17 protein-coding genes are annotated in these 14686 nt (G+C 65.9%); 11 read left to right on the forward strand and 6 right to left on the reverse strand.

The window, feature by feature from the left end:
• Window positions 1-19 precede the first annotated feature (19 nt).
• The 6 genes from folP to AB0366_RS18135 all read left to right on the forward strand — a co-directional run bounded on the left by folP (window position 20) and on the right by AB0366_RS18135 (window position 4001).
• The gene (gene folP, locus AB0366_RS18110) at window positions 20-880 is read left to right on the forward strand and encodes a dihydropteroate synthase (protein WP_037191539.1); all 861 of its coding nucleotides are present in this window, start codon (window positions 20-22) and stop codon (window positions 878-880) included.
• Window positions 877-1806, forward strand: coding sequence for a glucosyl-3-phosphoglycerate synthase (locus AB0366_RS18115; RefSeq protein ID WP_032394090.1), 930 nt, complete (start codon window positions 877-879; stop codon window positions 1804-1806). The genes folP and AB0366_RS18115 overlap by 4 nt, the downstream gene beginning before the upstream one ends.
• A 30-nt stretch (window positions 1807-1836) precedes the next feature.
• Complete coding sequence (locus AB0366_RS18120) at window positions 1837-2166, forward strand: DivIVA domain-containing protein (protein ID WP_121873263.1); 330 nt, start codon at window positions 1837-1839, stop codon at window positions 2164-2166.
• Entirely contained in the window at window positions 2163-2771 is a 609-nt protein-coding gene (locus tag AB0366_RS18125; protein WP_366245098.1) for a DNA-3-methyladenine glycosylase I, read from the forward strand. The genes AB0366_RS18120 and AB0366_RS18125 overlap by 4 nt, the downstream gene beginning before the upstream one ends.
• Window positions 2772-2866: 95 nt before the next feature.
• Window positions 2867-3034, forward strand: coding sequence for a DUF3117 domain-containing protein (locus tag AB0366_RS18130; RefSeq protein ID WP_008714277.1), 168 nt, complete (start codon window positions 2867-2869; stop codon window positions 3032-3034).
• A 112-nt stretch (window positions 3035-3146) separates the two neighbouring features.
• A complete protein-coding gene (locus tag AB0366_RS18135) occupies window positions 3147-4001 on the forward strand; it encodes a methyltransferase domain-containing protein (RefSeq protein WP_366245099.1) in 855 nt (284 codons plus the stop codon).
• A gap of 10 nt (window positions 4002-4011) precedes the next feature.
• Here the strand turns inward: AB0366_RS18135 and glgA are convergent, their stop codons facing one another.
• Window positions 4012-5175 carry a glycogen synthase gene (gene glgA / locus AB0366_RS18140; RefSeq protein ID WP_366245100.1) on the reverse strand — a complete coding sequence of 388 codons (1164 nt, stop codon included), beginning with the start codon at window positions 5173-5175 and terminating at the stop codon, window positions 4012-4014.
• A gap of 76 nt (window positions 5176-5251) precedes the next feature.
• On the opposite strand from glgA, the gene glgC reads away from it, so the two are divergent.
• The gene (gene glgC / locus AB0366_RS18145) at window positions 5252-6466 is read left to right on the forward strand and encodes a glucose-1-phosphate adenylyltransferase (RefSeq protein ID WP_037191552.1); all 1215 of its coding nucleotides are present in this window, start codon (window positions 5252-5254) and stop codon (window positions 6464-6466) included.
• A 67-nt stretch (window positions 6467-6533) separates the two neighbouring features.
• Here the strand turns inward: glgC and AB0366_RS18150 are convergent, their stop codons facing one another.
• A complete protein-coding gene (locus AB0366_RS18150; RefSeq protein WP_032365496.1) occupies window positions 6534-7145 on the reverse strand; it encodes an O-methyltransferase in 612 nt (203 codons plus the stop codon).
• Window positions 7146-7384: 239 nt separating this feature from the next.
• Here AB0366_RS18150 and sigE point away from each other — a divergent pair, with 239 nt between their 5' ends.
• From sigE to tatB, 4 genes are all read left to right on the forward strand, one after another.
• On the forward strand, window positions 7385-8011 hold the full coding sequence (gene sigE / locus AB0366_RS18155) for an RNA polymerase sigma factor SigE (protein ID WP_052047749.1): 627 nt from the start codon (window positions 7385-7387) through the stop codon (window positions 8009-8011).
• Between the two features lie 16 nt (window positions 8012-8027).
• Window positions 8028-8354 carry an anti-sigma factor gene (locus AB0366_RS18160; RefSeq protein ID WP_068053118.1) on the forward strand — a complete coding sequence of 109 codons (327 nt, stop codon included), beginning with the start codon at window positions 8028-8030 and terminating at the stop codon, window positions 8352-8354.
• Between the two features lie 156 nt (window positions 8355-8510).
• Window positions 8511-9980 carry a trypsin-like peptidase domain-containing protein gene (locus AB0366_RS18165; RefSeq protein ID WP_366245199.1) on the forward strand — a complete coding sequence of 490 codons (1470 nt, stop codon included), beginning with the start codon at window positions 8511-8513 and terminating at the stop codon, window positions 9978-9980.
• Between the two features lie 18 nt (window positions 9981-9998).
• Window positions 9999-10463 carry a Sec-independent protein translocase protein TatB gene (gene tatB, locus AB0366_RS18170; RefSeq protein ID WP_366245101.1) on the forward strand — a complete coding sequence of 155 codons (465 nt, stop codon included), beginning with the start codon at window positions 9999-10001 and terminating at the stop codon, window positions 10461-10463.
• Window positions 10464-10643: 180 nt separating this feature from the next.
• On the opposite strand, the gene AB0366_RS18175 is transcribed toward tatB, so the two are convergent.
• From AB0366_RS18175 to AB0366_RS18190, 4 genes are all read right to left on the reverse strand, one after another.
• Entirely contained in the window at window positions 10644-11780 is a 1137-nt protein-coding gene (locus AB0366_RS18175) for an Mrp/NBP35 family ATP-binding protein (protein ID WP_366245102.1), read from the reverse strand.
• 52 nt (window positions 11781-11832) lie between these two features.
• Complete coding sequence (locus tag AB0366_RS18180; protein ID WP_183130511.1) at window positions 11833-12705, reverse strand: murein transglycosylase; 873 nt, start codon at window positions 12703-12705, stop codon at window positions 11833-11835.
• Between the two features lie 112 nt (window positions 12706-12817).
• Window positions 12818-13360 (reverse strand): DUF1003 domain-containing protein, encoded by a 543-nt coding sequence (locus AB0366_RS18185; protein WP_366245200.1) that lies wholly within the window; start codon window positions 13358-13360, stop codon window positions 12818-12820.
• A gap of 20 nt (window positions 13361-13380) precedes the next feature.
• On the reverse strand, window positions 13381-14655 hold the full coding sequence (locus AB0366_RS18190) for a CBS domain-containing protein (RefSeq protein WP_121873254.1): 1275 nt from the start codon (window positions 14653-14655) through the stop codon (window positions 13381-13383).
• Window positions 14656-14686: the final 31 nt, after the last annotated feature.

The following is a 14686-nucleotide window of genomic DNA, read 5'->3' on the forward strand; positions in this document are numbered from 1 at the left end:
ACGTGCCACTATTGATTTCATGAGCACTCTCTGCGGCAAACCGGTCGCCGACGATCGCGCATTGGTCATGGCCATCGTCAATCGCACCCCCGATTCGTTCTACGACGGGGGTGCGAATTTCAGCGACGACGCCGCGATGGCGTCGGTGCACCGGGCTGTCGCAGAGGGTGCCGACATGATCGACATCGGTGGTGTGAAGGCCGGCCCCGGCGACATCGTCGATGCCGAGGAGGAGATCCGCCGTGTCGTCCCGTTCGTCGAGGCCATCCGGGACGCGTATCCGGAGCTGCTGATCAGTGTGGACACCTGGCGCAGCGAGGTCGCCCGACTGGCTTGTGGCGTCGGTGCGGATCTGATCAACGACACGTGGGCCGGGGCCGACCCCGAGCTGGTGCGCGTCGCCGCCGCCGAAGGAGTCGGCATCGTCTGCTCGCACACCGGCGGGGCGGTGCCTCGTACTCGCCCGCATCGGGTTCGGTACGCCGATGTGGTGGCCGACGTGATCGCCGAAGTCACCGCCGCCGCGGAGAACGCCGTCGCGGAGGGGGTGAAAAAGGATTCGATTCTCATCGATCCGACGCACGATTTCGGGAAAAACACCTATCACGGGCTCGAGTTGTTGCGTCGCGTGGACGATCTTGTAAACACCGGGTGGCCTGTGCTCATGGCGCTGAGCAACAAGGACTTCGTAGGCGAGACTCTAGGTGTAGAGCTCGCCGACCGGTTGGAGGGAACATTGGCAGCGACAGCATTGGCCGCAGCAGGCGGAGCCCGAATGTTCCGGGTGCACGAAGTTGCGTCGACCAGAAGAGTCGTCGACATGGTGGCAGCGATCCAGGGTCTGAGAACCCCGGCGCGGACGGTCAGGGGTCTGGCATGACACTCGCAGATCGAACGGACGTCACCAGGGCGTGGTCCGAGACCAACAGCTGGGACACCCCCGAATGGACCATTGCCGAACTCGAGGCCGCCAAAGCGGGCCGAACGGTGTCGGTGGTACTCCCGGCACTCAACGAGGAACAGACGGTCGCCGCCGTCATCGACACGATCCACCCGCTGCTCGGTGGCCTGGTCGACGAGCTGATCGTGTTGGACTCCGGTTCCACCGACGAGACGGCTGTGCGCGCGACTGCGGCCGGTGCACGTGTGATCAGCCGAGAAGAGGCAGTACCCGGGGTGGACCCGGTACCGGGCAAGGGCGAGGTGCTGTGGCGATCGGTCGCCGCGTCGACCGGTGATCTCATCGCGTTCGTCGACTCCGACCTGATCAACCCCGATCCGGCGTTCGTACCCAAGTTGCTCGGCCCCCTGTTGATGGGCGACGGCATCCACCTCGTCAAGGGCTACTACCGCCGTCCGTTGCGGACCAGTGGAACCGAGGACGCCAACGGTGGTGGACGTGTCACCGAGCTCGTGGCGAGGCCGCTGCTCGCTGCCCTGCGGCCCGAGCTGACCGGGGTCATTCAGCCCCTCGGCGGCGAGTACGCCGGTACGCGTGAGCTGCTGTCCGCGGTGCCGTTCGCGCCCGGATACGGAGTGGAGATCGGGCTGTTGCTCGATACCTACGACAGGCTCGGGCTGCGGGCGATCGGCCAGGTGAACCTGGGCGTGCGCAAGCACCGCAACCGCCCACTGGTCGAACTCGGGGCGATGAGCAGACAGATCGTCGGGACGATGCTCAATCGGTGTGGGATGGTCGATTCCGGTGCCGGTCTGATGCAGTTCCGGGTCGACGGTGACTCGTTCGAGCCGTTCTCGACCGAGGTGTCGTTGCTGGACCGACCGGCGATGAACTCGCTGAAATAGCGTGTCGGGCGGTCGTGACAAGATCGTGGCATGTTGACGCTGCTGATCTACGTCGTCGTCATTGCCGTCGTCGCCGCTGCACTGTTCTTCGTGGCGTCGGCGGTGTTCGGTCGCGGTGAGGAACTGGGCCCGCTGCCCGAGGGAACCACCGCGACCGTTCTGCCGGCGGAAGGCGTCACCGGTGCCGACGTGCACGCGCTAAAGTTTCAGCAGAGCCTGCGGGGCTACAAGCCCAGCGAGGTCGACTGGGCGCTGGAGCGACTCGGCGGCGAGATCGACATGCTCCGTTCGCGGCTGTCCGCAGCGCAGCAGGCGCAGGAGACGTTGGCCCCTGCCCCGGCCGAGCCCGACGAGCGATGAGCGCTGTCGCCGGACCGGACGGCCGACTGCGCTGCCCCTGGGGTGCCACCGACGACGACCTGTACCGGGACTATCACGACACCGAGTGGGGGCAGCCGCTCCACGGGCGCAACGAGCTGTACGAGCGCCTGTGTCTCGAAGCGTTCCAGTCGGGTCTGTCGTGGATCACGATCCTGCGCAAGCGCGATAGTTTCCGCACCGCATTCGCCGGTTTCGATCCGGAGCTGGTGGCCCGATTCGGCGACGCCGACGTCGAACGGTTGATGAACGACGCGTCCATCGTGCGCAATCGGCTCAAGATCGACGCCGCGGTGAGCAACGCGCGCGCCATCATCGATTTCGACGACACCGACCTCGACACCCTGCTCTGGTCCTTCGCTCCCGAACCCAGGTCGACGCGCCTGACCGAGTTCTCCGCTGTGCCCGCCTCTACTCCGGAGTCCACTGCTCTGGCCAAGGAGCTCAAGCGGCGGGGCCTGCGGTTCGTCGGTCCGACAACTGCCTACGCCTTGATGCAGGCCACCGGAATGGTCGACGATCACCTGTCGAGGTGCTGGGTGCAGGTCGTCAATACCGACTCCGGTTCCCGGTATCGACGGCGATAGGGAAGAATAGGAGACAACACCCGTCGCCCCGCGACGAATTTATCTTTTTGGCCTAGGCGCCGAGCTGGTGGGCGCAGATCTGGAGGGAGCAGAGGATGGCGGCGATGAAGCCCCGGACCGGGGACGGTCCCCTCGAAGCAACCAAAGAGGGACGAGGAATCGTCATGCGTGTCCCGCTCGAGGGGGGCGGCCGGTTGGTCGTCGAATTGACCCCCGACGAGGCCGCGGCACTCGGTGACGAATTGAAGGGTGTCACCGGCTGATCGCTCTGTCGATCGATCATCGCTCAGCCCCGCTCGCCGTACCGGCAAGCGGGGCTTTGTGTTGTGTTCACGACTGTGGCATCCGGCAGAGTCGTGGCGAAGGAGGTGTCCGATGCTGACCGACGTCGTGGACGTGCTGCTGTGTCCGCAGTGCCGTGCACGTGAGCTCGACTCAGGGCTCGGCGTAGGCGATACCGATCGGACGCTGTGGTGCGATCGAGGGCATTCCTTCGATGTTGCTCGGCAGGGCTACGTCAGTCTGTTGACCGGTGACGGCGGCAAGTTCACCGGCGACTCGGCCGAGATGATCGCCGCGCGCGACGTGTTCCTTGAAGGGGAACATTTCGACCCGATCGCCGCTGCGGTCTCGGCGGGAGTCCCGCCGAACAGTGAGGTGGTGCTCGACGTCGGGGTCGGAACCGGTCACTACCTCGCGGCTGTTCTCGACGACCACCCCGAGGCCCGGGGGATCGGCGTCGACGTGTCGAAGTTCGCGGCAAGGCGCGCCGCACGGTCCCATCCGCGGCTGGGGTCCGTGGTCGCAGACATCTGGAGCGGACTTCCGGTGCGGTCGGGCGCTCTGTCCGCGGTGACGTGCGTGTTCGCTCCGCGCAACGCCGGTGAACTGAATCGGGTCCTCGTCGACGACGGCGTGTTGGTGGTCGTCACGCCCACGACGCGGCATCAACGTGAGCTGCGGGGGCCATTGGGACTCATCGGCGTCGACGAGGACAAGCCCCGCCGCCTGAGCGAATCGCTGTCCGGTCTGTTCGAGCCGGTGACGGAATCTCCGCTGGAATACTCGATGATGCTCTCGCACAACGATATCGAGGCTCTGATCGGCATGGGCCCGTCGGCGCGTCACGGTGACCCCGAGGCGCGGTCTGCGGCGCTGACGCAGTTACCGGGCACCACCGAGGTCACCGCGTCGGTGACGGTATCGAGCTATCGCAAGACGAAGCGCTGAGTCGTCCCGATCAGCCGCGGCGCGCGAGAGCGTCGTTGTAGACGGCGAGAGTCTGCTTCGCGATCGACGCCCAGGAGAACTCGGCGACGGCCCGCTCGCGGCCCGCCTTGCCCATCGCTGCCGCGAGCGCGGGATCGAGGGCGACCTCGTTGACGGTGTCCGCCAGGTTCCGCTCGAAGGCATCGGGTTCGTAGGAGTTGTAGTGCACCAGGCGTCCGGTGCGGCCCTCGTCGACGACCTCGGGGATGCCGCCGACATCCGAGGCCACCACAGCAGTTTCGCAGGCCATCGCCTCGAGGTTGACGATGCCGAGCGGCTCGTACACCGAGGGGCAGACGAAGACGGCTGCTGCGGTGAGTATCTCGCGAATCTTGTCGGTGGGCAGCATGTCCTTGACCCAGAACACGCCGCTGCGCTGCTCGGCCAGCTGGGCCACGGCCCGCTCGGTTTCCGCGGCGATCTCCGGGGTATCGGGTGCGCCTGCACACAGGACGAGCTGAATCGACGGATCGAAGTGGTGCGCCGCAGCGATCAGGTGGCCCACGCCCTTCTGCCGGGTGATGCGCCCGACGAACGCGACGATCGGCTTGTCTCGATCGACGCCGATCTCGTCCAGAGTTGCGGTGCCGTGGTCGGCGAACCACCGCTGCGTGTCGATTCCGTTGCGCACCACATGAACCCGGCTCGGATCGAGCCGCGGATAGGCGTCGAGCACGTCTTTGGCCATGCCCTCGCTGACGGCGATGACGGCGTCGGCGTATTCCACGGCGTTGCGCTCCGACCACGACGAAATGCGGTAGCCGCCGCCGAGTTGCTCGGCCTTCCACGGCCGACGTGGTTCGAGTGAGTGTGCGGTGAGGATGTGCGGAACGTCGTACAGCTCGGCGGCGAGGTGACCTGCAAAGCCGGTGTACCAGGTGTGCGAGTGCACCACGTCCGCTCCGGCGGCGGCGTTCGCCATCCGCAGCTCCGCCGACAGCGTCGTCAACGCGGCGTTCGCTCCGGCGAGTGCGGGATCGGGGTCGTGCACCTGCGCGGTGTCGCGCGGCGCGCCCATACAGTGGATGTCCACGTCGCACAGCGATTTCAGCTGTGCGGTCAACTCCGTGACATGAACTCCTGCGCCACCGTAGATCTCCGGGGGATATTCCTTGGTCATCATTGCTACGCGCACGTGAACGAACCTACATTCCCCAGCAGTTGTGCGTGTACTGCTAGCAAGGTTCTCTCGGTGCGGATAGGTTGAGTGGGTGAGGACACAACCGCACGTACTAGGGATTGTGCTTGCCGGCGGTGAGGGTAAGCGCCTTTACCCGATGACCGCGGACCGAGCCAAGCCAGCCGTTCCCTTCGGGGGCGCCTACCGACTCATCGACTTCGTACTGAGCAATCTCGTCAACGCCGGTTACCTCCGGCTCTGCGTGCTCACCCAGTACAAGTCCCACTCACTGGACCGCCACATCTCGCAGACGTGGCGGCTGTCCGGGTTCGCCGGGGAGTACATCACTCCGGTTCCGGCTCAGCAGCGTCTCGGGCCCCGGTGGTACACCGGCAGCGCCGACGCCATCTTCCAGTCACTGAACCTGGTCTACGACGAGGACCCCGAATACATCATGGTGTTCGGTGCCGACCACATCTATCGGATGGACCCGGAGCAGATGGTGCAGCAGCACATCGACTCCGGTGCAGGCGTCACCGTTGCCGGTATCCGGGTTCCGCGCAGCGAGGCATTCGCCTTCGGGTGCATCGACTCGGACGAGAACGGCAAGATCACCCAGTTCCTGGAGAAGCCGGCTCAACCGCCCGGCACCCCCGACGACCCCGACGTCACCTACGCCTCGATGGGCAACTACGTCTTCACCACCAAGGTGCTCGTGGACGCCATCAAGGCCGACTCCGAGAACGTCGACTCCGACCACGACATGGGCGGCGACATCATTCCGGCACTCGTCGAAGCGGGCGTCGCCTCGGTGTACGACTTCAACGACAACGTCGTTCCCGGTGCCACCGAACGCGATCGCGGCTACTGGCGAGACGTGGGCACCATCGACGCCTTCTACGACGCCCACATGGACCTCGTGTCGGTGCACCCCATCTTCAACCTCTACAACCGCCGCTGGCCCATCCGCGGATCGGCCGAGAACCTGCCGCCCGCCAAGTTCGTCCAGGGCGGCTTGGCGCAGGAGTCGGTCGTCGGTGCCGGATGCATCCTGTCCGCCGCCACAGTCCGCAACTCGGTGCTCAGCTCCAACGTCATGATCGACAGTGGCGCGACGGTCGAAGGCAGTGTCCTGATGCCCGGCGTCAAGATCGGTAAGGGTGCCGTCGTGCGGCACGCGATCCTGGACAAGAACGTCGTCGTGGGCGACGGCGAGATCATCGGGGTGGACCACGAGCGCGATCGCGAGCGCTTCAACGTCAGCGCCGGGGGAGTCGTCTCCGTCGGCAAGGGCGTCTGGATCTAGAGCCTGCGGCATGTGAGCGGTAATTCGTAGCAGGCTACGAGTTACCACTCACATGCGGCGCAGCCGCTCAAGCCCTCGACGCGCAGATCAACCCGTCACCCAGCGGCAGCAGCACCGTCGTCAGACGCTCGTCCTCGGCGATGGCCCGGGCGGCCGATCGCACGGCAACTGCGGTCGCGTCGCGCTGAGTCGGGTCGGCGACACGTCCACCCAGTAACGCGTTGTGCAGCACCAGAACTCCGCCGGGGCGCAGAAGTCGAACGCTCTCGGCGACGAAGTGCGGGTGGTCGGCCGGACTGGCATCGATGAACACCAAGTCGTAGGTGTCGTCGGCCAACCGGGGGAGCACGTCCAGTGCCCAGCCGTTGATCAGCCTGGTACGCGAGGGCGCAATTCCCCCCGCGCGGAACGCTTCTCGGGCCGCACGCTGGTGCTCCGGTTCGGTGTCGATGGTGGTGAGGACACCGTCCGCGCGCATCCCGTCGAGCAACCACAGACCGCTGATCCCTGCGCCGGTACCGATTTCGACGACCGTCTTCGCGCCGAGCATCTGAGTGAAGATGGACAGAATCGCTCCGACCGACGGCGGTACCGGGGCGGCACCCAGGTCGACGGCACGCTCTCTGGCTGCGATCAGAACCTCATCCTCCTGAGCGGAGTCTTCGGCGTAGGCGAGCATCTTCTCGGCGTTGGTCGGCACGCCCCGAGGCTATCGTGCCCAGGGCACATTCTCACGCACACATTCTCAGGTGCGCCTCAGCTGATTCATACCGGACCCACACGCGGGTCCGTCAGGCTGTGAAGGAATCGAAGGTCCATCTCGATTGCGAAGTGTGAGCTGGAACATCCGAGGGTAGTCGTCGGTTGAATCAGAAGGACGTACGCAGTCCTGAGCAGGAGGATCCAACTATTTACAAGATCAACGGCGATCGCGACACCGCGCGTCTACCCGAGTCCGTACCCGCACCCGACGATCTCAGCGGCACCGCAGTGTTCGATGCGACCGGCGAGGACTCCACCATGCCGTCCTGGGACGAACTGGTTCGCGAACACGGCGACCGCGTCTACCGACTGGCCTACCGCCTGTCCGGAAACGCCCAGGATGCCGAGGACCTGACACAGGACACCTTCATTCGCGTGTTCCGCTCCCTGTCGAACTACCAGCCGGGCACCTTCGAGGGGTGGCTGCACCGCATCACCACCAACCTGTTCCTGGACATGGTTCGGCGACGCAGCCGCATCCGTATGGAAGCGCTCCCCGAGGACTACGACCGCGTCCCCTCCGATCGACCCAACCCCGAGCAGATCTATCACGACGCGCGCCTCGACCCCGATCTGCAGTCCGCGCTCGATTCGCTGGCACCGGAGTTCCGCGCCGCAATCGTGCTGTGCGACATCGAAGGACTGTCGTACGAGGAGATCGGTGCGACACTGGGCGTCAAGCTCGGAACGGTTCGCAGTCGCATTCACCGTGGACGCCAGGCGCTACGCGAGTACCTTCGAGTGCACGGGAAGGTCGACTCCGGTCACGCAAGTGTCCACTAGCTACGAGGAGGGTTGGATGACGCAGGCGCGCAAGCCGAAGCAATTCAGCTCCACCGAACATCTGGCCAGTGAAGCCGTCGCGGCGTACGTCGATGGCGAATTGCGAATGCCCGCGTACCTCCGTGCTGCCGACCATCTGTCCGAATGCCCCGAGTGCGCCGCCGAGGTCGAGGCCCAGCAGCAGGCACGCAAGGCACTGCGGGGAGCAGGGGAGATGTCGATGCCACACTCTCTGCTCGGCCTGCTCAGCCAGATACCGTCCTGCGCGGGCGAGGATCGGCCGTCCCACACCAAACGAACCTTCATGTCCGCCGTCGCCGATGTCCGCCGTCGCCGACGTTGATCGCATCGAGAACTGCTCGACGACTTCTCACCTGCATCGAGCCGCGCCGACCGCTCGAGTGATACTGAACTCTCACACCGACGTATGCGAGGGGTAACCGGACGCGTGACATCGAATTCGACCAGCACCGAGACCGCAGGGACCGACCCATCGGAGATCGAGCCCGACGGCATCGGCTCGGCGGGGCCGGAAGGTCCGCGGTTGCCACCTCGTCCGGTGTATCGACCTTCCGTCGATCCGGTGTCGGCTTCGGTGTTCGGACGTCCCGACGATGTGAACGGTTCGTTCTCGCCTCGTAGGCCCGGCGAGGAACTTCCCTCGCGCGTATCGGTGCGTCCACCCGATCCCATCCTTGCCGAGGCGTTCGGACGCCCGGACGATGCCCAGGAATCGCTGCAGCGCGACCCCAACGCCCAGGACGAGAGCGACACCGCCCCGTCGGCTCCGGCCGATCCGTGGCGCGACCCAACCTCTCGGGTGTCCCTCGGCAGCGCGGCACTCGACACTCCGCCCCCTCCCGTACTGCCGCCAGGCACCAAACTCGGTGTGCGCGACGTGCTGTTCGGGCGGTCGGTGTCCGTCCGGGCTCTCGTCCTACTCGGAGTCCTCGCACTCGTCATCGGATTGGTCGGCGGGTTGTTCGGTCGCCTCACAGCCGAGGTGACCGGCGCGTTGACCAGCCAGAAAGTGACCCTGACCCAGTCCAGCGGCGACGACATTCCGCGCGGGCAGATCAGCAAGGTCGCCGACGCCGTCCTGCCGTCCGTCGTCTCGATCCAGGTGACGCTCGGCGAAACCGGTGGCACCGGCTCGGGCGTCGTCATCGACGGTGCCGGCTACATCGTGACGAACAATCACGTGATCTCACTGGCCGCATCCGACCCGGAGAATTCGACACTCGAAGTGACGTTCTCCGACGGCACCAAGGTGCCCGCCGACATCGTCGGCCGCGACACCAAGACCGACCTCGCCGTCCTCAAGACCGATGTCGGCAACCTCACCGTCGCCGAGCTCGGTCGTTCCGCCGACGTTCGCGTCGGGCAGGACGTGATCGCCGTCGGCTCACCGCTGGGACTGAACAAGACCGTCACCTCCGGCATCGTGAGCGCGCTCGATCGGCCCGTCGCCCTGTCGGGTGAAGGCACCGACACCGACGCCGTCATCGATGCCGTGCAGACCGACGCCGCCATCAACCCCGGCAACTCCGGCGGTCCGCTCATCGACTTCGAGGGCCGCGTGATCGGCATCAACTCGGCCATCCGGAGCGAGAGCGGCGGATCGGTCGGCCTCGGCTTCGCCATTCCGGTCGACGAGGTGTTCGAGGTGACGCAGTCACTGATCCGGGACGGCGTCATGCGGCACCCCGACATCGGAATCAATGCCCGCTCGGTCATCAACGACACCTCGGCCGGCGCGGAAGTAGCGAACGTCCGCTCGGGCGGTCCTGCCCAGCAGGCCGGAATCGTCGAGGGAGATGTCATCACCAGGGTCGGCGACCGAGCAGTGGGCGACGCCGACGAACTGGTCGTCGCCGTGCAGGCCACCACGATCGGGGAGCAGGTTCCGGTGCAACTCGTTCGGTCGGGACGGCTGGTGGACCTCTCCGTCACGCCGGTTTCGGATTGACGACGTAGGCTGGCAGGCGTGTTCGGCAACATCGGTTGGGGAGAGCTCGTCATTCTCCTCGTAGCAGCTCTCGTCATCCTCGGCCCCGATCGCCTCCCCGGCGCCATCAGCTGGGTGTCCAAGTCGATCCGCCAGGTCAAGGACTACGCCAACGGCGCGAGCCAGCAGCTCAAGGACGAGCTCGGCACCGACTTCGAGGACCTCCGCAAACCGCTCGCGGATCTCAACCAACTTCGGGGCATGACCCCTCGGGCAGTGATCACCAAACACCTGCTCGACGGAGACGACTCGGTCTTCAAGAACCCACTCGAGGACACCTTCAAGGGCAAGCCCTTCGACGCCAAGCCGAAGAGCTCGGGCGGCCCGAAGCCTCAGAACGGCGTCTCCTCCGGCAATATGTCCGGTGGCACCGTGTCGATGAGCAAGAACGAGCCGAAGCTGTCCGCAGGCGACACCCCGCCGATCGACGCGGACGCCACGTAGCCAGGTTTCGTCCCGCCGGCACTCCGCCGCTTGTTCTCGTCAATGGACCACTGCACACGTGTGAGCGGTGCAGTGGTTCATCGACGCAGACCAGGTTGCTGCGTCAATGAACCACTACATGCGTCTGAGCGCTGCAAGGGTCCATTGACGGGGCAGGAGGAAGCGGGTGCCGCAGCCTGTCTAGAGCTTGCGGGCCGAGTCGATGCCGAGTGACATTCCGACCAGACCGCGCTCGCGCACGGCGAGTTTCGCAGCCACGGCCTCCAGTGCCTGGGCTGCGGGCGATTCCGGGTTGCTCAGCACGATCGGAGTGCCGGCGTCCCCGCCCTCGCGGACGGCGGTGTCGAGGGGGATCTGACCCAGCAGAGGAACGCTTGCACCCACGGCCTTGGTCAGTCGATCCGATACGTCCTGTCCGCCACCGGACCCGAAGATGTCCATGCGGGTGCCGTCGGGGAGCTCGAGCCACGACATGTTCTCCACGACGCCGGCGACGCGCTGGCGGGTCTGCAGTGCGATCGCGCCCGCGCGCTCGGCCACCTCTGCCGCGGCCTGCTGTGGTGTGGTGACCACGAGGATCTCGGCACTGGGGATGAGCTGAGCGACGGAGATCGCCACGTCGCCGGTGCCGGGCGGGAGGTCGAGCAGCAGCACGTCCAGGTCGCCCCAGAAGACGTCGGCGAGGAACTGCTGCAGGGCACGGTGCAGCATCGGTCCGCGCCACACGACAGGGGTGTTGCCCTGCGTGAACTGGGCGATCGAGATGAACTTCACCCCGTGGGCCTGCGGCGGCATGATCATCTTCTCGACCTGCGTCGGCTTCGCGTCGTTGCCGAGCATCCGGGGCACTGAGTGGCCGTAGATGTCGGCGTCGAGCACGCCGACGGACAGCCCGCGAGCGGTCAGCGATGCGGCGAGATTGACCGTCACGCTGGATTTACCGACGCCGCCCTTGCCCGACGCCACCGCGTACACGCGCGTCAGGGATCCGGGTTGCGCGAAGGGAATGATCGGCTCCGCGGAATCGCCGCGCAGTGACTTGCGTAGTTCGGTGCGTTGCTCGTCGTTCATCACGTCGAGTTCGACCGATACGGTGCCGACGCCTTCGACGTCGGCGACTGCGTTCTTGACGCGGTCGCTGATCTCGGTCTTCATCGGGCAACCGGAGGTGGTGAGGTAGATGCCGACGCCGACTGCTCCGTCGTCGGAGATGTCGATGCTCTTGACCATCCCCAGATCGGTGATGGGTTTGCGGATCTCGGGGTCGATCACCTTCGCGAGCGCGGTCCGAACGTCGGATTCGGTCAGTACAGCCATTGCCTCATGCTAGGCGGTGGGCCAACTCTCGATGGACAGCGGGCAGCGCGATCTAGTGAATGCGCGGCAACTGGTCCGAGCTCGGGACGATGCCGGTGGCGTATCCGGCCGACCACGCGAGCACGTTCGCCACGTAGGCCATCGAGTTGTTGTACCGCAGGATCGCCTTGGTGGTCGATCCCAGGTCGCGCATGTTCGTAGCGTCGTCGCACAGGTACATGCCGGTGGCCAGGGCTGCGTCGAACAGGTTCTGGGGGTCGGAGACTCCGTCGCCGTTGCCGTCGGCGTGATAGAGGTTCCACGTCGAGGGCAGGAACTGCATCGGTCCGACTGCGCGGTCGTATTCGGTGTCGCCGTCGAGCGCGCCGCCGTCGGTGTCACGAATCACTTGATTGCCGGCGAGGGTGCCGTTCAGGCGCGGCCCGAGGATGGGCTCGTGCAGCTCGCCCGAGTCGTCGACCTTGCCGTTGTTGGCGTGGGTGGATTCGACGCGGCCGATGCCCGCGATGACGGTCCAGCTGATACCGCAGCCGGGCTGCTGCTGAGCCAGGATGCGCTCGGCGTTCTTGTACGCCGAGACGTTGACGACCGGAATCGCGATGGGGCTGACGGCGAGGTTGGTGGGCAGCTCGGGTGTGGGCGGGATCTCGGGTACCGGAGCGGGTGCGGGGACCTCGGCGGGCACTGGAAGCTCGGCCTGGGCCACCGGCTGCGCCTGCTGATCCTGGGCGATCGGCTGCGGTGTCTCGACGACGGAGTTCGATTCCTGCGCGGCAGGGGACGTCTTCGCGCTGACGAACGGGATGTACTCCGTGGCTCCGGCGCTGGTGGCGGCGGTGACGAGTCCTGCGGGGACGAGACCTGCCAGAGCAATCACCGAGTTCCGTCGGACCTTGGAAGTCGATGCTTTTCTGTGACGACCCACGCGTGCTGTACCTCCTGATTTCCCCGGGTGACAACCGGGGCCCGACCTGATGACCGGGATCGAGGGTACCTGATTCGAGACTGTTCCGTTATCGGGCTGTTACAGAGCAGATCTATCGCGCATCGGGGTCCGACGTGTCCGGCATCCCCACTTCGTCCTGCACCCTGGCGGCCGCTTTCTTGCGTGCCTTCTTGGGTGCGTTGGCGGGCTGTCCCGTTGCCTGCTCGAGCAGTGCCTTGACCTCGTCCAGTTCGCGGCGCAGGTAATCGCGGGTGGCGACCTCTCCGACGGCGATGCGCAGGGCTGCGAGTTCGCGGGCGAGGAACTCGGTGTCGGCCTTGGTCTGTTGGGCGCGCGAACGGTCCTCTTCGAGGGAGACGCGGTCTCGGTCGTCCTGCCGATTCTGGGCGAGCAGAATCAACGGCGCGGCGTACGCGGCCTGGGTCGAGAACGCGAGATTGAGCAGGATGAAGGGGTACGGGTCCCACCTGAGGTTGACCGCCACGACGTTGAGGAAGATCCAGACGATCACGATGCCCGTCTGGATTGCCAGGTAGCGGCCGGTACCGAGGAATCTCGCGGCCTTCTCGCCCGACTTGCCGAGGTCGAAGTCGACATTGACGTTGAACATCCGCGACCCGCGCGGAGTGTCCATTCTCTGGCGTGCTGTTTCTTTCACTGTCCGGCCACTTCCTGATCTCGCCAGTCCTCGGGCAGCAGGTGATCGAGGACGTCGTCCACGGTCACGGCCCCGACCAGGTGGTCCTCGTCGTCGACCACCGGGCCGCAGACGAGGTTGTACGTCGCGAAATATCGCGTCACGGCGGTGAGGCTGTCCTCGGGGGACAACCGCGGCAGCGCGCTGTCCACCACCCCGCCGACCAGACTCGCCGGGGGTTCTCGCAGTAATTGCTGCAGATGCACGCAGCCGAGATACGGGCCGGTGGGGGTGGCGGTCGGTGGCCGCACCACGAACACGAGCGAGGCCAGCGCAGGCGTCAGGTCGGGGTTGCGCACCCGGGCGAGCGCCTCGGCCACCGTCGTCGATGCGGTGAGTACGACGGGTTCGGGGGTCATCAGACCGCCTGCGGTGTCGGGGGAGTGCTCGAGCAGACGGCGGACAGGTGCCGAGTCCTCCGGATCCATCAGTCGCAGAAGCGATTCCGCTTCGGTCTCGGGCAGCTCACCGAGGAGGTCGGCGGCATCGTCTGGGTCCATCGCCTCGAGCACGTCGGCTCCGCGGTCGACGCCGAGGTAGTGCATCAGTTCGACCTGATCGTCGTCGGGCAATTCCTGGACGACGTCGGCGAGTCGCTCGTCGTCCAGCGCCATCGCCACCTCCATGCGGCGCTTGGCCGGCAGCTCGCGCATCGCGTTCGCGACATCGGCCGCGCGCAGGCCCTCGAACTGCATGAGCAGCTGTGCCACACCCTGATCGGGCAGCGAGAGTTCGTTCTGCGTGAGTCCCTGCACGTGCTGCCAGTCGACCACGTGGATGGCGCCGCGTCGTGCGAGCCGTTGCCGTTGCTTGCGGACCGCCACCCGCGCGACCACCCAGTCGCGAGTTCGGGTGAGTTCGATGCCGAGGTCGACGACGACGGAATCGACGTCGTGCAGCTCGTCGAGCTCGGGGTCGTCGACGCGCACCTTGGAGTCGAGGATCTGCGCGAACACGAGAATCTCGTTCGCGCGCTGAGTGAATCGACGCAGACTGACGTTCCCGGTCGTGAGCTGGACCGAGTTCGGTTCGATGCTGGTGACTCTGAGCATCGGCACGAAAATTCTTCGCCGAGTTGCCAATTCGACCACCAGGCCGAGGACTCTCGGTTGGGCTCTACCGACGCGCATCGAGATCACCACGTCGCGGACCCGTCCGATCGATTCTCCGTCGGGGCCCAGGACACCCAGGCCGGCGAGCCTGGCCGCGAATACCTTGCTCAGTGCTGCCATGATGGCAAGGTTAGAGGCTCAGCAATACAGA

The sequence above is a fragment of the Rhodococcus sp. NPDC076796 genome, from assembly GCF_040702765.1.
Taxonomy (GTDB): domain Bacteria; phylum Actinomycetota; class Actinomycetes; order Mycobacteriales; family Mycobacteriaceae; genus Rhodococcoides.